The 17043-nt window shown below is 58.5% G+C and carries 14 protein-coding genes and 1 pseudogene; 8 read left to right on the forward strand and 7 right to left on the reverse strand.

All coding sequences use genetic code 11. From position 1 onward, the window contains the following. The first annotated feature begins 140 nt into the window (after positions 1-140). The 3 genes from AC3CBN_RS14555 to AC3CBN_RS14565 all read left to right on the forward strand — a co-directional run bounded on the left by AC3CBN_RS14555 (position 141) and on the right by AC3CBN_RS14565 (position 2861). Positions 141-614, forward strand: a complete 474-nt coding sequence (locus AC3CBN_RS14555) for a carboxymuconolactone decarboxylase family protein (protein ID WP_488633727.1) — start codon at positions 141-143, stop codon at positions 612-614. Between the two features lie 2 nt (positions 615-616). Continuing rightward, a complete protein-coding gene (locus AC3CBN_RS14560; RefSeq protein ID WP_488633728.1) occupies positions 617-1471 on the forward strand; it encodes a sigma-70 family RNA polymerase sigma factor in 855 nt (284 codons plus the stop codon). Between the two features lie 187 nt (positions 1472-1658). Continuing rightward, on the forward strand, positions 1659-2861 hold the full coding sequence (locus AC3CBN_RS14565; RefSeq protein WP_488633729.1) for a hypothetical protein: 1203 nt from the start codon (positions 1659-1661) through the stop codon (positions 2859-2861). 295 nt (positions 2862-3156) lie between these two features. Here AC3CBN_RS14565 and AC3CBN_RS14570 read toward each other — a convergent pair whose 3' ends face one another. The 4 genes from AC3CBN_RS14570 to AC3CBN_RS14585 form a co-directional block, all read right to left on the reverse strand. Beyond that, positions 3157-4857, reverse strand: a complete 1701-nt coding sequence (locus AC3CBN_RS14570) for a M28 family peptidase (RefSeq protein ID WP_488633730.1) — start codon at positions 4855-4857, stop codon at positions 3157-3159. A 370-nt stretch (positions 4858-5227) separates the two neighbouring features. Further along, complete coding sequence (locus tag AC3CBN_RS14575; protein WP_488633731.1) at positions 5228-6055, reverse strand: PhzF family phenazine biosynthesis protein; 828 nt, start codon at positions 6053-6055, stop codon at positions 5228-5230. A 460-nt stretch (positions 6056-6515) separates the two neighbouring features. Further along, complete coding sequence (locus AC3CBN_RS14580; RefSeq protein ID WP_488633732.1) at positions 6516-7466, reverse strand: hypothetical protein; 951 nt, start codon at positions 7464-7466, stop codon at positions 6516-6518. A 174-nt stretch (positions 7467-7640) separates the two neighbouring features. Beyond that, the gene (locus AC3CBN_RS14585) at positions 7641-8393 is read right to left on the reverse strand and encodes a helix-turn-helix transcriptional regulator (RefSeq protein WP_488633733.1); all 753 of its coding nucleotides are present in this window, start codon (positions 8391-8393) and stop codon (positions 7641-7643) included. Between the two features lie 112 nt (positions 8394-8505). Between AC3CBN_RS14585 and AC3CBN_RS14590 the strand changes: the two genes are divergently transcribed. The 5 genes from AC3CBN_RS14590 (at position 8506) to AC3CBN_RS14610 (ending at position 12925) form a co-directional block, all read left to right on the forward strand. Further along, entirely contained in the window at positions 8506-8994 is a 489-nt protein-coding gene (locus tag AC3CBN_RS14590) for an isochorismatase family protein (RefSeq protein WP_488633734.1), read from the forward strand. Then, positions 8985-10181 (forward strand): MFS transporter, encoded by a 1197-nt coding sequence (locus AC3CBN_RS14595; RefSeq protein WP_488633735.1) that lies wholly within the window; start codon positions 8985-8987, stop codon positions 10179-10181. The genes AC3CBN_RS14590 and AC3CBN_RS14595 overlap by 10 nt, the downstream gene beginning before the upstream one ends. 2 nt (positions 10182-10183) lie before the next feature. Further along, positions 10184-10933 (forward strand): NAD-dependent epimerase/dehydratase family protein, encoded by a 750-nt coding sequence (locus tag AC3CBN_RS14600; protein ID WP_488633736.1) that lies wholly within the window; start codon positions 10184-10186, stop codon positions 10931-10933. Between the two features lie 46 nt (positions 10934-10979). Next, positions 10980-11876 (forward strand): haloalkane dehalogenase, encoded by an 897-nt coding sequence (locus AC3CBN_RS14605; RefSeq protein ID WP_488633737.1) that lies wholly within the window; start codon positions 10980-10982, stop codon positions 11874-11876. A 152-nt stretch (positions 11877-12028) separates the two neighbouring features. Beyond that, complete coding sequence (locus tag AC3CBN_RS14610) at positions 12029-12925, forward strand: MFS transporter (protein WP_488633738.1); 897 nt, start codon at positions 12029-12031, stop codon at positions 12923-12925. A 225-nt stretch (positions 12926-13150) separates the two neighbouring features. On the opposite strand, the pseudogene AC3CBN_RS14615 reads toward AC3CBN_RS14610, so the two are convergent. The 3 genes and pseudogenes from AC3CBN_RS14615 to AC3CBN_RS14625 all read right to left on the reverse strand — a co-directional run. Next, positions 13151-13273 (reverse strand): annotated as a pseudogene (locus AC3CBN_RS14615) (IS3 family transposase); the annotation flags it as partial. A 307-nt stretch (positions 13274-13580) separates the two neighbouring features. Beyond that, positions 13581-15134 carry a hypothetical protein gene (locus tag AC3CBN_RS14620; RefSeq protein ID WP_488633739.1) on the reverse strand — a complete coding sequence of 518 codons (1554 nt, stop codon included), beginning with the start codon at positions 15132-15134 and terminating at the stop codon, positions 13581-13583. Between the two features lie 904 nt (positions 15135-16038). Next, positions 16039-16992, reverse strand: a complete 954-nt coding sequence (locus AC3CBN_RS14625) for an SRPBCC family protein (protein WP_488633740.1) — start codon at positions 16990-16992, stop codon at positions 16039-16041. Between the last annotated feature and the right edge of the window lie 51 nt (positions 16993-17043).

Raw genomic sequence — 17043 nt, forward strand, 5'->3', positions numbered from 1 at the left:
TTTGCCTCATCAGCTCAACGGAAGCGAGCAGCAACCCTCATGCCGCTTGATCAGGGCCTGCCTGAACATCTCTGACATGGATGTCACATCGATGCCCTCTCGCTCGTCATGTTGGTACGAGCCAACAAGAGGGTCCTATCGTGTCTGACAAGATCAATATCATCGCTGCCGCGCCCACGCTGATGCACGAGTGGCAAAAGGCCATGATCGCCCTCGCGAAGGCATCAAACCTCGAAGTAAGTCTCCGCGAGCTGGTGTGCCTGCGCGCATCTCAGATCAATGGTTGCGCAAATTGCATCAACCTTCATATCGTCGAGGCAATGGACAACGGCGAGACCGCGCAACGCATCGCCCTGCTGCCGGCCTGGCGGGAAGCGCCTTGCTACTCCGATCGAGAACGGGCAGCGCTTGAATGGACGGAGGCCATGACGCGCCTGTCCGAGGGGCGCGATCACGCGCTTGCCTATCAGGCGCTAAAGGCGCAATTCACCGAAGAAGAACAGGTCAAGCTTACCCTGACCATCAACATCATCAACAGCTGGAACCGAATTGCAGTTGGCTTCGGTTTGTGGGTCGATCCGGCCGTCATCAAGGCGGCTAGGGCGGCCGCGTAACGATGAGCGCCACATCACACGGCTCGGCGTTGGATTTTATTGCGCTGCGACCTAAGCTCATGCACGTCGCCTATCGGATGCTTGGTTCGATCGGCGACGCTGAGGATGTCGTGCAGGACGCCTTCATCCGCTGGATTTCGGTCGATCGGTGCAACGTGCGCGAACCTGAGGCGTTCATGCGCTGCACGGTTACACGTCTGTGCCTTGATCGGCTCAAGTCTGCGCGGCACCAACGCGAGTGTTACGTCGGAACATGGCTTCCCGAGCCGCTCGTGGAGGACGACTACCGGGATGACATCACGCTGCCGCTGATGCTGGCGCTAGAACGACTTTCTCCGCTGGAGCGTGCGGCCTTTCTTCTTCACGATGTCTTTGGCGTGGAGTTTGAGGAAGTTGCTGTGGTGCTCGACCGGGATGCCGCGACCTGCCGTCAACTCGCTGTGCGGGCCCGCTCGCATGTCCGTGAAGCGAGGCCTCGGTTCAAGGTCGAAAAGCAGCGCGGCCTGCAGATCGCCGAAGCGTTCTTCATGGCATCGCGCGACGGCGACCTGGCGACGCTGAGGACACTCCTGGCGGCCGATGTGAGCTTGCACGCCGATGGCGGCGGCAAGCGGCCGACCGCACCGGAAGTCGTGGCAGGGATCGAGGCCGTGATGAAGATGCAAGGGCGCCTGGCGGCGGTGTTCCGCGAGAATCGGTCCACGTTCATCCGCGCGGCCTTCATCAATGGATTGCCCGGTTTCGTCACGCTGGAGGCTGACGGTGAATATCAGACGACCGCGACCGACATCTATGCGGGGAGGATCGTTGCCATCTATGTGGTGCGCAATCCGGACAAATTGAAACATTTGCACTGAGCGGCTTTGCCATCCTGACCTCGGATACCGTCCTCGTCCCTTACGTCACGACGAGCGTCGCGGTGGAAGTTCGGTTTCGACGAAATCAATTGTTTGCGCAGTCCAACATCGAGCGCAGGCATTTCCGCGTTCGATCAATGTCGTCCCACTAAGCAGTGCTCTTTTCGAACCTTATTGGAGAGTAACCATGCACAAGGCCCGCCCCGGACTCGGCATTTCGATCTGCTCGTCGCTTCTGCTCGCTGCGGTTCCCGTGGTTTCGTATGCAGGCATCCACCCAAATGATTCATCGCATGCGCCGCGATCGATGGACGCCCATGGCGCGAAGAATTCCGCCGCGGCGATCATCGCCGACCCGCTTTCCCGCCATGCGGTGGCCATGATCGCGCTGAGCGCCCGGCCCAATGACGGATCAGGCTACTGGCCCGACTTTTCAAACACAGGCTATGCCAGTACGCCCATCAACACTGGTGATCTCGGACTGGATGCCTATCCAGGAACGCTGAAGGAATATGCGGGAGGAATGAGCGTCAGCAAGCCAATCTTCGTCACTTATCCGGACAACAGCGTCATCGCCTTTACCCACTTCCTCGCCTCCAAGGTCGTCATTTACGGCGACAACCTCACGTTTGTCGGTTGCCTGTTCGAGGGCAAGGACCCCAACGACAACCTCGTTCAGATCTACGCACCGACCAGCATCACGTTCCGCTACTCGACGTTCAAGCCGAGCGCGTACGTCATGCCGCCCGGCAACGATGGCAGTGTTTCGTCGTCTCACTCCACACCTGGCACGCCGTTCAACAAGTCCTGGCAGTTGGCGACGACGATGATGGACGCCGTGGCCACCATGGACCATAACGACATCTGGGGAAACGCGGGCCTTGAGATGACTACTGGGTTCCCTGGACGGCCGTCGGTGTGGACCAACAACTACATCCATGACGCGGCGGATACATCGCACATCGCCTACCACCACGATGGCATTGGGCCGCAAAGCGAGGGCGATGGCGGGCCGATGGTCATCGACCACAACACAATCGCATCACTAGGCAATACCAACGGGCTCGCATTGCAGGGCGACGGCGTCTACGACCACATCGCGTTCACCAATAACTACGTGTCCGGCTATGGATATGCGCTCAGCTTCGGTGTTGAGAACAATGCGACTAACCTCACCGTGACCGGCAACGTGTTCTCGGCGGAGTTAACGGAAATGTGGGGGCCTTTGTACGGCAACCTGTGGGGTGGCATGGCACGCGGATCGCTTTGGCGAAACAATGTCTATCAGGTGCGAGAAGGCGATGAGAACCGCTCGTACACGACGACGGATCACGGCCGCTATTGGTGGCCAACCGACAACCTGAGCCACGCCGAGGACTTTGCCAACTGAGGCGCGGCGGCGGGCAGGGGCCTCTCGCACGCAAGCGACCGCGTTACACTGCATTGCCCATCGATCGCAGCGCCTAAAATACATAGCGGTGCGTACGTACTCCCTATGGCCGTTCATCGAAGACAAGGGCAGTAGCGCGCTTGATACGCGCTATTGCTGCTCATGCGCAGGCGATATGCGGTTAAGGGAGCTGTCGCGTTGCACTCTCCTCCAGCAAAGTGCGGAGTTCAACCGCTAGCTCTTCGTGCGGACTTACGAGTGTACCGCGCACGGATTCGGCGCGCCGGCGTGACGCTTAAGGCGATTTGCACCGCCCCGACTGAGAAGTGGTCCCGTATCGAGAAGAAATACTCTTCTCCTTATTTTCTGCGATACAGACTGCTTTCAACACGGTGTCGCGGGCGGCCCGAAATTCGTCGTTGACGAACCAGTTTGGCCAATTTTGTCCATTAGCCAGTTGCGAGCCAATGCCAAAATACAAGCCTAAATCCTGTACAGCCCCCGACCAATCCCAATGAGAGTCGTAAGCATCTGAAGGCTGGTGGTAGCGATGATTGAAATAGTCGTCCAACTGCCTGCTTCCCCAGCCGGGTGGCTTACCGACTACGTTCACGCCATTTCCCAATACGACGACGGGCACGCCTGCACGCGAAAAGCTCAGAGTGTCTGAGCGGTAGCGCATGCCTGCCTCCGGCGAGGAATCTGGCGTCACCTTTCTTCCTTCAGTTGCGGCAACTTGGCGCACAATTTCAGCCAACTCAGTTTGATCCGCGACGAGTGAAATGTCCTCGGTGGGACCCAGCATGTAACTGAGTGGATCGATGTCGATGTCGGCCACCGTGTCAGCCAACGGATAGATTGGATGGGTCGCGTAATACTCTGAGCCAAGAAGCCCATATTCTTCTCCGGTCGTAGCCATGAAAATGACCGATCGGTTCGTGGCCTTTGCTTGTTTGAATGTGCGTGCAAGTTCAAGAAGGCCGGCCACTCCGGAGGCGTTATCAATGGCGCCATTGCAGATGTCATCGCCTTGCTGGTCGGGGCGGCAGTGACCTAGGTGGTCCCAATGAGCCGTGTAAAGTACGTATTCGTCAGGATGCGTATTGCCAGGAAGGATTCCCACAACATTTTGGGAGACTCCCAGTCGCGACCTAACTTTGAAGTCAAAGTTCGCGGCAATGGCCAATGGACGGGCCTTGAAACCGGGTGTCGCCGCATCCTTCTCCAACTTGGCAAGACTTTCGCCAGCTAGTGCCACCAATTGTTCTGCTCCCGTGTGCGTGATCCAGGCCTCTACTACAAGCGGCTCGTTCGCGTGATCGAGCGAAACCCTCGCGCCGCTCAAGCTGGATCTGGGTACCGAAAAAGGGTAGCCGGCTGCTGCATCACTGTGGACAAGGATGGCTGCGGCGGCGCCCTGGCGGGCAGCTTCCTCGTACTTGTAGGTCCAGCGACCGTAATACGTCATGGCTGCCCCTCCGAAAGCACCGACGCCGAGAGGGCTTTGCCAGTCAGGGTCGTTGACAAGCATGAGCACGGTCTTGCCTCGAACGTCCGCACCTTCGTAATCGTTCCAATGGTGCTCGGGTGCATTTACTCCGTAACCAACAAATATCACTTCCGTCTCTCTCAAGTTCACCTGGGAAACGTTTCGGCGAGTGTTAAGCGTTACATCCTCCCCATAGGAAAACTCCAGGTTTTTGGAAGCACCACTAACCTGGAAACGTGGCGCTGGACTCACCAACGTCTCGGTTTGGACCAACGGCACAGGTTGCACATAGCTGCCGTGAACCCCCGCGCTTAGCCCGGCTTCCTTCATCGCAGAGACGATATATGCAACGGCCTTGTCTTCCCCCGCACTGAGCGGTGCGCGGCCTTCGAATGAGTCGCTACTCAGGATCCGCGTATCACGCTTTAAGTTGTCAATCGAAAACGTTGGGGGCGAATCACCGGCATGAGCGGCGCCGAACACCATCAACAACGAACCGATAGTCATCAAGAAGGTCGTACCCCATCGGCACGGACTGGCAAAGAGCTTTGTCATCGCTTATCCCCGGTATGTTTCTGTTGGCCTGCGCAAGACCGCCGATAGGCGCGAACCGGAGCTTCAAGCAACTCAGAGTCGGCCAGGTGGGTGACATGACCATCGCTTTCACGACGGCTGTCTCGGCACCTTTCTCTTGGGCGTCAAAGCCATTGACGATTGAGGGCGTCACAATGTGACACCTGATAGGAACCTGCTTTCGTAGGCGGTTCCAGCGCTGCTGCCATATCGATTACGCCGCAGGTGGAAGGAGGCGTCACTAAAGACGCTACTCGATTGGCTTCCGGATGCGGCCTGCCTCAGGAGAGAGAGGTCTGATGATCTACCCAGCGGCAGGGGCGCTGGCCAGAACTCCATCAACCAGCGTCATGGTGTTTCCACCCACCCAGATGTCCTCGCCATGCCGGATCACGTGGATCCTGCCAGCACGTCCAAGCAGGCGACCCTGGTTCACCAGGTAGCTGTCTGGCGCCAGCCGATCACTGCGGAGCCACTGCGCGATGCCCGCGACGAGACTGCCGGTGACAGGGTCCTCGGGCATGGCATCGCCCGCTATGAAGGCCCTGGCTTCGAACTCTGTGCCGCCTTTTTCAGCACTTGCTGGCCATGGCGCGAAAACTCCCACGGGCACGTCTCCAAGTCGGGCGAAATCGGGTTTGATTCGCAACACAACATCGGGGCTGGTCAATTTCAAAGCTAGCCAGCCTGCGCCATTGTCTACCCATCGCGCATCCAGAACTTCATGTGTTTCGATGTTCAAGGCGCAACGTACCGCTTCCGCCTGCTCGGTTGCGACCGGGTCGGAGCGCAGCAAAGGTGGTGCGGTAAACGCCAGCCGGTTGGCATCCTGTCGGACACGCACCAGCCCAACGCCGCATTCCTGGATGATTTCGTTACCGCGGGGCTTTCCTCCCGCCTCCAGCCAGGCATGGCAGGCCCCCAAAGTCGGGTGTCCCGCAAATGGCAACTCATGCAATGTCGAGAAGATCCGGACGCGGTAGTCAGCCCTCGGATCGCTAGGCTTGAGCACGAAGGCTGTCTCGCTCAGATTCGTCCAGCGGGCTATTGCCGCCATCTGATCCCCCGAGAGATCGCCCGCATCCAAAATCACTGCAACGGGGTTTCCTCTGAAGGGTTGATCGGCAAACACATCAACTTGCTTGAAGAGACAGCGAGGCACAGGGTGACCTTATCAGCTTGCTCAGACTTTCAGCATTTACGCAGAATCCAAGGGTCAGGACCAGCAAGAATTGAAGGATGCCTTCAGCAACTTGCCTAGAGGTCGGGCGTCATCAACGTTGCGCCATGTAGCGTCCGCTTCCGACCCAGGACCGACATCTCTTCGGTAGTGTCGCCCTCGGGCCCGGGAAAGAGCCGCCCCTTTGCCAGCGCAGCGTAAAAGCGCTGACCTGGCGATACCTGGGGGAGCTACGCGAAGGAGTAAAATCAAACCAGAACTGGAGCGGTTAAGCCCAGCCCCATTCTTGGCGTAGGCTCGACAAGTGATGCCGCGCGGTACACCAAGGAATGCAATGAGCGGGCAGGCCTCTACGGCGCCACATAGTCGGGCGCCATCTGTCTCCCTCTCGATGTTCCGAGGCACCGCGCATTCAATGGACTTTGATCGTTGTCCGCGGCGAGAGGGTGTCGAGCTGTTGTCCCAACAGTTTGCGTACGCGTGCGTCATCCAGCTCGGCGAGAGTCGAGAGCGGGTATCGCATCGCCAGCTCGCGCGCGACCAGCAGCCCGATGTAATACCCGCTCCGTGATGGCCCGGATGGGGGATGTGATCCTCCCGTAAAGTACTTCGCGAAGAAATCCGGATCATCGTCGTCCAGGTGATCGCGCAAAGCGCTGGCCAGGGATTTCGTATTTGGGGATGCCGCGGCCCGCAGGTTGGGGTCCAGCAATGCGTCGTCCAGGGATGCGGTGGGGCTCAATTGCCAACTGGTGTATACCGCCAACCCCTCGCTCCATAGCGATTGGTAGGTCTTGGGTACGCCGACACCGAAGGAGCCAAAAGCCCCGTGGCTCACCTGCGAATGATAGACATGAAAAGTTTCGTGATCGATCAGCACTCTCACGATCTTGGGTTCATGTAGCCGTGGAATCACATCAGGTGAAAACACCATCATCGGCCGTCCGTTGATCGTTGCGGCGGACCCATCCATGTGGCCAAAACTTGGAGCGATATAGAAAGTGAAGTTGCATTGAAACCTTGGAAACAACTCGCCAAATCGGGACAGGCGCCCTGGCACTTCCTTCAACAGCATCTGATGACTGGCCTCGACCTCGGCGAGATGATCGCGCGCCCACGTCAGACTTTTGGCTTCGCTCTCCGTGAAATCGGGCTTGAGCAAAGCATTGACGTAATCGCGATTGTAGATCTCCGGGTGCCCATCCGTGAGGGTCTTTCGGTATTGATCGATGCTGCCGCTCGACTTGAGCACTGCTTCGAAAGCGGGCATCAGATCGACGATCTCGCAACCTGACCGGGCCAAAACGCTGACAGGTGTCAGGAGAAGCAGCAACGCGACGAATGAGTGGAATGTCCTGATCATGGTGGTCTCGGGCTGGGCGCGGCAAATGACAGATGATCGTGATGGTCGCGCGGAGTTTCACATTGCGACATATCTATCATTGCCATGCCTCATCTGCGCACAGTTTGGTGCCAACTTGCATCGGAATAGTGCCAACGCGCCTCTCGGCCTGGTGATGACACGTGCGCAACCAAATCAGCGGGTTCGACGGCTCGCCGCCGCGTTGATCAGGTCGCCAGGCGTTGTACCCAGTTCGCGGCGCACCATTGCGCTGAACGCACTGGGGCTTCGATACCCCAGGCTCAGCGCAACCTCCGTTACGGAGGCCCCTTCGGCAAGCAACTGACGCGCGGACAGCAAACGCAGGCGTCGCTGCCAGTTGCCGAACTGCATGCCGGTTTCCTGGTGGAAGTGACGGATGAATGAGCGTCTGCTCATGCCGGCATAGTCGGACCACTCGTTGAGAGTTCGCCGATCGGATGGATCGGCTTGCAACGCGCTGGCGACCCGCTGCAGCCGTGAATCGGACACGCGGGGCAGGCTGAGATCGAGCGGGGTCGCGCGTCGGATCGCGTCATAAAGGAGATAGCGGATGGCATCACGCCGCTCAGCTTCGGCGTCAGTTGTTTCGCTCCATGCTTCGATCAGGGCGGCGAGGAAGTGAGAGACTTCGATAACGCAGGGCTCGACTGGTAACCCCGGTGGGGTCGGCGAGGGGAATGCCACAGAGCGCAACCGGCAACCGCGCGGTCCGGCCTGCGTGGCATGCGCGATGCCTGGCGGCATCCACACGGCATGCGCGGGCAGTACGGTCCAGAGGCGCGATGCAATGAACTGCGTGCATGAACCTTCCACGGCATAACTCAGCAAGGCTTCGTCCGCATGGGCGTGACTTTCCCAGCGTGAGGCCGGCGGCAAATCGTTCACATAGATGTGGGCGCGGTTCATCGTCGTAGAGCGAGCGGAGGTTTGGCACTATCTCGACATAGATTGGCACTCAACCGTGCGCAGGTGAAGGAGGGCGCTGTTAGAAATAGCGGACTGCCTCTGGAGATCCGTCATGATCGCCTATCCCATCAGTCTAAAGACCCTGCTGGAGATGGTGGGGGCGCCGATCGTTCCGGTCACGCCAAGCGATTCCGTGCCAGTACAGATCGACGCGCAACTCGAGTACGTGGATGGCGGGTTGCCGCTGAAGGAGATCGAATCTGCCGTATGCGAAGCGCATGGGCTGCTGGAGTTTGCGTGCAGCCAGGGCATTCCTGATTTTCATGTGATCCATCACGGCCGGCGCGGGGAGGCCGTATTCGATCCGAACGGGCGTCAGGCAGCGAGCATTCCGGCCCTGGCGCCGTGCGGTGGCGAGACCGTCGTCACCAAGTTCCCGCCGAACGGATTCGCCGGCACCGACCTGCACATGTTGATCCCGAAGACGGGCCGCAGAGAGCTGATGTTTGCGGGCTCTGCGACGCATGTGTGTGTCAGTGCAACGACCCGCGCCGCCGCGTACCATGCTTTCGAGTCGCGAGGAGCGTCCCGATGTGGATGAAGGCCTTGCCTGTGTTCGCGGTTGTTGTACTCGTGCTCACCGCGAACGGCATGCTCACTACGGGGTTGCCGCTGCGATGGAGTCATGCCGGAATCTCCGCGCAGGCGATTGCGAATCTGGCTGCCCTCGGCTATGGCGGGTTCGTGATCGGCGGACTTGTCGGTCCCACTGTCGTCCACAAAATCGGCAGCCAGTGGGGCTATCTTGCCTTCATCGGCTTTCTAGCCGCAGGCGTCGCGGTGTTCCTGCTGACCAGCCGGGTCGTGCTCCTTGGCCTCGGGCGTCTCATGACGGGTTCGGCCATCTCGGGCATCTATCTGCTCATCGAGAGCAGATTGAATGGGATAGCTACCATCCATGGCAGAGCCAGGCTCCTGACTGTCTACATGATCGTCCTGTACCTGGCACAGGCGCTAGGTTCCAGTCTCGCTTCATGGTGGCCCGCGACTGGGGCGGTGACGTTGCTCGTCGCCGTTGCACTCGCGCTACTCGCAGGCTTTGCTCGGAACTGGTTCCCTGTTGTTTCGACAGGACGGCGGATGTCGGGATGCACAAACGCGATGTCGCTGCTCAGGTGTGCGCCAGAAGGTTATGTGTGCGGCTTTGCGGCGGGGATGCTGCTTGGCACGTTCTACGGTCTGGGGCCGGTCTTCGCGCAGGCCAAACTCGCGGCTCACTCGCTCGTCGGGCCGTTCATGGCATCTGCCATGGTCGGAGGCGTGATTGGCCTGCTCGCGACTGGCAAGGCTTCCGGGGGCCGCGGCGCCAGGGACAGCGTGGCTGTCAGGGGATTGCTGGCCGGCATTCTCGCCTTGGCGCTGATCATGGCCAGTTCCAGCGGCGACGCAGTTCTGCTTGCCATGGCGGCGGCGTTCGGATCAGTGTCGTTCACGCTTTATCCGCTGGCGTCAGCTTGTGTCAACGCCATAACTCCAGATGCAGTGAGAGTTGAGGCCAATGGGCTTTTCATTCTGGTCACCGGCATCGGCGGGACCGTAGGGCCCTTGGTGGCCGGTGCCCTTGTGCGGCGAGTGGGCGTGGCGGCACCGTTTGCACTCATTGCAGCAGCGACCATCGGAAGTGCATTCTTCATTCTGTTGCGGAGTCATGTCGTTGCCCGGTTACTACCGCACGGTTACTCGTCGACGTCATGTTCTCGTGTCCGTCCGTATTCGCAGGAGCTGTAGCCATGAGCTATCGGATATTTCTAGCAGGTGCTTCGGGCGTAGTGGGACGAAGACTCATCCCACTGTTGCTGGAAGCCGGTCACCATGTCGTGGGCACAACGCGATCCTCCGAGAGGGCGACGAGTCTACGTAAGCTGGGCATTGAACCGCTGGTGGTGAATGTCTTTGACGCAGAACGCCTGTCGGAAGCGGTGAGATCAGCGCGGCCGGACGTTGTCATTCATCAGTTGACGGATCTACCGCCTGATCTCGACCCCAGCCGCATGGTGGAAGCGATCACGAACAACGCACGTATCCGCGATGAGGGAACACGCAATCTGGTTGAGGCCTCCGCGCGCGCCGGTGCCGGTCGACTGGTGGCGCAAAGTATCGCTTGGGCCTACGCAGCAGGCAGGGAGCCATATGAAGAGGGCGATCGCCTGGACCTGGAAGCGGAGGGGCTCCGCGCCGTAAGCGTGCGAGGAGTGGCAGCACTTGAGCAATGGGTGTTACGCGCGCGCGGGCTTACTGGAACCATCCTTAGGTATGGGCAACTCTATGGCCCAGGAACGGGCGCCAGCGTACCCACGGGCTCGATTCCGCTTCATGTGGATGCTGCGGCCTACGCCGCACTCCTTGCGGTCGAAGCGAGCACATCCGGCGTGTTCAATATCGCTGAGCCGAACGAACACGTTGCGACGGACAAAGCCCGGGCGGTGCTTGGCTGGAATGCCGAATATCGCGCGTGCCATGCAGGCATCCCACCCGGGTGACGAAATTACCTATCGTTTTCGCAGCCGTATTTAGGAATCCAAGCGAATGAGCACTGATATCAAACTGAATCAAGTCCCCGTACTTCAGTCGCATATGGCGTATCGGACCATGGGGCTTAGGGACGCACCCGTTGCACTCTTCTTGCACGGCAATCCGACATCCTCTTATATCTGGCGCAACGTCATGCCCGACGTGTCCGATGTCGCGTTCTGCATGGCACCGGACCTCATCGGCTTTGGTCAATCAGGTAAGCCGGATATCGACTACCGATTCGAAGATCACGTTCGCTATCTCGACGCGTTCATTTCGATAATGGGCATTAACTCAGCTTACTTGGTCGCTCAGGATTGGGGCACGGCACTGGCGTTTCACCTGGCCGCTCGCCGACCAGACTTCGTTCGTGGACTGGCATTCATGGAGTTCACGCATCCGGCTCCAACGTGGGATCGGTTTCTAAATAGTTCCGCGGAGCGAGAGGTCTTTCGGCAATTCAGGACTCCTGGAGCGGGTGAAAAGCTCATACTGGAAGAGAACGCCTTCGTTGAACTCGTCCTTCCTGGTGCCACGGTGCGTACGCTTTCCGATGAGGAGATGGACGTCTACCGCGCGCCATTCCCAACGCCCGCCTCGCGCCGCCCGACATGGCGTTTTCCTAATGAGCTGCCTATTGCGGGCGAGCCTAAGGATGTATACGCGACGATGGAAGATGCGCATCGCGCGCTGGCAATATCGACTTACCCCAAGATCCTTTTCGCCGCGGAACCCGGGGCTCTGGTCTCGATTGAGTTCGCGCGTTCCTTCGCAGCCTCCCTCTCAGACTGCCGATTTGTATTCCTGGGCGAAGGCAAGCACTACCTACAAGAAGATCACCCACAGCAGATCGCGCAGTCAGTTGCCGAATTCATATCGGAGATTGAGCTGCGTAGTAAGGCACCCGCGTAACTGTTTGCCGGCGAGTACCGACCGGGGCGATTAGCCCGTGTTATCGGGGGCAGTTGCTCAACTGCGATGGGCGAATCTCACGCACTGCCGCGGACAACTCGGACTGTCGGCCACACATCCATAGATAGCTCGCCAGCCCGATCGGGCTGGCCGTGCCACGCGCACATGATTTTGCAGTCCTCATAGCGGGGCGAGTTCTGTTTGGCATCAGTGCGGGCGGATTTTGGGCGATTGGCGCGGCCGCTGCCGGTAGGCTAGTGCTGCCTCAATGGGCCGGTCGTGTCACAGCGCTGGTTTTCGCTGGAGCTTCGGCGGGGACAGTTATTGGGCTTCCGGCAGGATCTCTGTTAGGCGGCTTATTTGGATGGCGGATTGCGTTTGTTGGGTCGGCGGGACTGTGTGCCGCCTGTCTCGTGGTGCAGCTCAGCCTGTTGCCGAGGTTGTCACCGATCACCGCCACAACGTGGGGTGCGCTGCCAGCCTTCTTCCGCAAGCGGCTTACCCGGGTTGGATTGGGGGCCGTGGCCTTGGTCATAGCGGGTCACTTCGCTGCCTATACCTACATCACCCCCTTTCTTGCAGAGCGAGCGGCAGTTTCCAGCGTACTGATCTCCGCCGCTCTTTTGGCCTATGGCATCGCCGGTCTAATTGGGAACACGATCGCGGGCGAACTCGTGCAGCGTCACGTCCGCGGCGTCCTGACTATCCTTGGCCTGATGCTTGGCGCCACAATCCTTTTGCTACCTATCCTGGGGACCACGCCCGTTGTAGCGACTGCTTTGGTCGTAGCTTGGGGGTTTGCCTTTGGTGGAGTACCAGTGTCGTTACAGACCTGGATGTTCAAGGCTGCGCCCGACCTCATGGAAAGCGGCGGCGCCGTATTTGTCTCGGCATTTCAGTTGTCATTGGCCGTTGGCTCGCTTGCCGGTGGTGTCGTTGTGGACCATATCGGCATCGGCGCCGCCATGACACTCGGTGGGTTTGCGGTTCTCGCCATGTCAGCGGCCATTCTGGTTTTTGGAAAAACCAGTGCCGCACGTGCGCTTTGATGGTGTGCCGTCCTGTCATCGGACGAAATGGACTGCGTTGTGCATTCGTTGTGCGCAGGAGTAGGGCATCCGCACCATGATTTTTACGGAAGAGCTGTTAGAGACCGACAACGATGAGGAGGACAAAACGGCCATCACAACAGTGTTCACGGGCGAACGGCGCTTCGTCGAAATTACGATCGGGCGAGAGTGGACTGCCCTGGGGAAATAAGGCACTCGCCAAGCTCACGCTAAGGCCTGCTCAAAGGCTTCAGGGCTGACACCACCCAGGTGACTGTGGCCACGGGAGCGATTGCAAAAGGCATCGATGTAGTCGAATACATCGGTGCGGGTCAGATCACGGGTTTCCTTCTTCCCGTATCCAGAGTTCCAATCGGTCGTTAGACAGGCTCTCCCAACCGACGGGCCCATCGCAGTTCTCGGATAGTGTCGTTCTCCGGACCGATAGCCATTGCTGGTGCGGCATTCCACCAGCCGGGTTCGATAGGACTTGTCGTGTGCTGCACGTTTGTGTGCGATCCGCGTCCCCGGCTTCGCCCATTGAGCCTTCTGATCGAAGCGTTGCCGATGGGGCCGTTCTTCGCTTGCAGTGTTGGAGCTGTGTTGCTTTGTCGGTCCTCAACCCCAACCTTGCGTCAAATGTTTCTCCGCGCCGTCATCCGCCCGCCGCGTGTAGTGTCTTCTCAAGTTTTTCCCAAGGCGTCGGACTCATGTGCATGCCGATGATGCGTAGCGAGTCAGTGCTGATACCGGCTTCTTTCACCGATTTCTTGATCTCAAGCAGAGATTCGGGAAAAAGCAAGGAATCGTGAGGACCCAAGGGCTGAACCATCTCGGCCGTATGCAAGAGCTTGGCATCCGCTATCCATGTCATCAGCATGGGTTGTTCACCATAGCGAATGGGCATCAGGACGATCGCGTGTGCTCCTGTGCCGATGACGGTGCGATCAGAAACGCTATGAATGACGGGCTCTTTTGGTGCGCGTTCGAGGTCGTCTGGAACAAGCGTATGAGGGGTTTTCAGAATGCTTCGGATGATAGGCTCGTTGCGGTCGCGGACATAAATGGGAATGCCTTTGGCGGCGTACTCGCGTATGCCAGCGACATGCCAATAGAAGCCCGTGGATGTGATGACCGCCTTGACGGGCACATGGGGGAAGCGTCGCGCAGCTTCAGCTAAAATCTGCGCGGAATAGCCCGCCGAAATAGGCGCATCGATAACGACGATGCCATCGCTCTGCCGCACCAGCGTGGTGTACCAGGAGTTCGGTATCTGCACGATGCCTGGCGCGATCTCCTCGATCGGCCGCTTCGGGTTTGGTCCCTGGTGGACCAGCTGCCCTGGCTTCACATCGTCAATGAGGACGATCGGATCCTCTTGGGGTGGTGCGTGCATGGCGAAGTCATCCGCGGCCACGGTCGGTTCGATCTGGATGTCCGAATAGGTCATGGTGTAGAAATTTGCACCATTCCGTAGCACGTCCCATTGCGTTGGAAAGCGGACACCGTCGACCATATCCCAGTTGAGGTACTCGGTGCGTTCAACCACGTCGCCCAAGGCATTCCATGCGACGTCACTGCTCGTATTGTAGCGAAAGGCAATCGTAGCTTCCGTGGCAGTCGGCAGTCCCAAAAGTGCGTCGATGTAGATGCGGACCTGATACGCACCGTGGTGAAACGCAATCACATGCTGAGCTGCTTCGTGTATGACAACGTCCGGCTCGGTCCTGAGATCGTTCGCGCGTTCCGCGAGCAGAAGAGCACGGAGCGGATCACGTGTTTCCCACGACGGAGGGGCATGCTGGACGGGCTCAACCACCAGATTTCCGTCTGAGGTGGATTCAACGTATTTGTCCTCAGGGGTAAAAAGCGTGTGCGTGGTGGTCGATGCTTTCGAATCGATATCTCCCAACGCCCTTTCTACGACAAGACGGCGTTCGCCCTGGAAGTCATCGGTAATCTTTGCCAGTGATGCCCCGGAGATAAAGTACGGTTCGCCGAGATGATCGTTCTCGACGACGATGTGCGGAACTATCTGGGCGGTCGACCGAATAAAGTGAACTGCACGCAGATCGTGTTTTTGGCTCAGATTCGCGATAGTGCGAGTCACAAGGTCGTGTGCGCCATCGGGAGGAGTACTGCTGGCGATTGATACAGACGTGATGAAGGAAGCCGAAAGACAAGCAGCAATGCGAAACGATAGATGCACAAAAGGCCTCATTTCTTTCAAGGATTGAATTCACGTCGAGCCATGGAATGCTCGGGGCGAGCTAGCCAATTGATTGCACGACTACCGTAGGGCTGCTGGCGCTCTGAAACGCCCCGCTTATTCAAATACATGGCTCCGGCGCCCGACGTCGTGGCGTCAGCGACTGCAAAGCCAGCTTAGAGTGCAGCCACCCTGGACGACTGTCATCTGAATTGTGATGAACGGTATTGCTAGCGGGATCAATGGAGTCGCACATGTGACAAGCGGAAATATTGCCCTTACTGAGGGCGGTTCACTATGCGCTTTGAACTAGGCAACGCCCATTACTGGCCTTGCCGATGCGAAGGTAAGCGGCTGGCGTCGTCATGAATCCGACAAAGTCTGCAAGGCTCTGTGGCGTTGGCGCCGTCGGCACAAAGTAAATTGCTGCTATCTATTGATCACTGAGCTGCAAGAGACCTGAAACGCTGTGCGCGGCCTTGACCCTGCCTCAAATCTGAGCCGCTGACGTGCTTCTGGGAAAGCGTGGGCATATACGAAAGCGTGGGCATAGCAGGTGCCGCATCCAGGGGCTGAACGATTCCGGCAATGTGTTGCATCGACCGGTTGAGATCGCAAGCTAAAGCGGACATTTAGGCTGGATCGGCTTGAACATGATTGCCGCTGAGGCGAAGACGCAAACGCCGAGCACCCACGGCCCATGGCCTGCCCGGCAGGCGAATGGTCGCGTGCCCACGCGTGTTTTCGATGTTGCGTTGGAAGGAGCAGGGCGCCGAACAAGGCGAGGTCAAGAGCGACGCCGCGGATGCGACCAGAGGGTTCATGGTCGAGGGTTGTTGCGTGCGAAATCTTTGGCACGGTTGCCTGGTGAAGACCATGAAAGGCACTTCACCAGGCGGGCCGTTCAACTGCCCATATAGTTCTTGAGCCAGATGACTCGCTGGTTCGTCAGTGCCTCCATGTAGACCTTGTTATTGTTGTTGTGTGGCTGGCAGATGGGCGCGATGTACACGTCATTTGAGCCTTCATCGACTTCGGATGCGACTGTCCCCATGATGACGTGCCCACCGAGCAGCCGAGAGCTGCAATCGAAGCCATTGAACTGGTACGACGTGCATGACGATACGGAGCCAAAATATTTCCGCCACAGCGAAATCCATGTTTCGCCGTCGACCTTCGGGTCGTGGGTGCTACCGATCACGTTGGCGAATGCTGCATTGTTAGCGAACGTTTGCGTGCCACCGAATACCGACTGGATAGTGAAGACCTCGTAACCAGCCCCATACTGGTGATCTGCCGCATGGAGGCCATGAAACTGACCGTGCCGATATACCAAGAGGAAAGGCTGCTGCTCCTCGAAAGACAGCTCGGGTGGCTGTTCGCGAACTCGCACGCTTAGTTGCGGGCGGTCATGCAGAGCCTCGATCAGGCCGTCATTGACGTTTCTCACTACGGCCTGGAAAAGATCCTTCAGGCCTGGCGTCAGCATGGTGACGTAGTTCCAATGCCGGTTGGCCATCAAGTCGTCAGCCATGAAGCCGCCGCCGGCACTGCGTTGGCGGCAATACTCTTGCGTTCCTGCAGGCACGGTGGTCAGGCACATAGAGCCCGACGAATCGAAATCGGTACCGGAGACCGTGATGAGGTCGCGATCGGGTTCGTAGGTGTATTCGAAGCTGAATTGACCTAGCAGCGCTTTTCCATCGTAACCATGGATCGTGCCGAGATTGATGAGCCCCGACTGTGCGACATTCGTGCCCTTATTCAATTCGAAGGCAACCGTGTGCGTCTGCTGGGGCAGGGCAACAAAGGCGCTTTGATAGGCTGGTACGGAGAAGCTGATTTCAATCTTTATCATATGACCTCCTTCGACAAATCAATGAGAGTTGTGACGAGCAAGACGGGCGCG

Source organism: Dyella sp. OK584 (assembly GCF_057787755.1).

What these genes read in the sequence shown, in the direction of transcription:
- AC3CBN_RS14605 (WP_488633737.1), top strand. Translation starts at nt 10,980, where the DNA reads ATGAGCACTGATATCAAACTGAATCAAGTCCCCGTACTTCAGTCGCAT.
- AC3CBN_RS14625 (WP_488633740.1), bottom strand. Translation starts at nt 16,992, where the DNA reads ATGATAAAGATTGAAATCAGCTTCTCCGTACCAGCCTATCAAAGCGCC.
- AC3CBN_RS14560 (WP_488633728.1), top strand. Translation starts at nt 617, where the DNA reads ATGAGCGCCACATCACACGGCTCGGCGTTGGATTTTATTGCGCTGCGA.
- AC3CBN_RS14580 (WP_488633732.1), bottom strand. Translation starts at nt 7,466, where the DNA reads ATGATCAGGACATTCCACTCATTCGTCGCGTTGCTGCTTCTCCTGACA.
- AC3CBN_RS14570 (WP_488633730.1), bottom strand. Translation starts at nt 4,857, where the DNA reads ATGACTATCGGTTCGTTGTTGATGGTGTTCGGCGCCGCTCATGCCGGT.
- AC3CBN_RS14600 (WP_488633736.1), top strand. Translation starts at nt 10,184, where the DNA reads ATGAGCTATCGGATATTTCTAGCAGGTGCTTCGGGCGTAGTGGGACGA.
- AC3CBN_RS14590 (WP_488633734.1), top strand. Translation starts at nt 8,506, where the DNA reads ATGATCGCCTATCCCATCAGTCTAAAGACCCTGCTGGAGATGGTGGGG.
- AC3CBN_RS14585 (WP_488633733.1), bottom strand. Translation starts at nt 8,393, where the DNA reads ATGAACCGCGCCCACATCTATGTGAACGATTTGCCGCCGGCCTCACGC.
- AC3CBN_RS14565 (WP_488633729.1), top strand. Translation starts at nt 1,659, where the DNA reads ATGCACAAGGCCCGCCCCGGACTCGGCATTTCGATCTGCTCGTCGCTT.
- AC3CBN_RS14595 (WP_488633735.1), top strand. Translation starts at nt 8,985, where the DNA reads ATGTGGATGAAGGCCTTGCCTGTGTTCGCGGTTGTTGTACTCGTGCTC.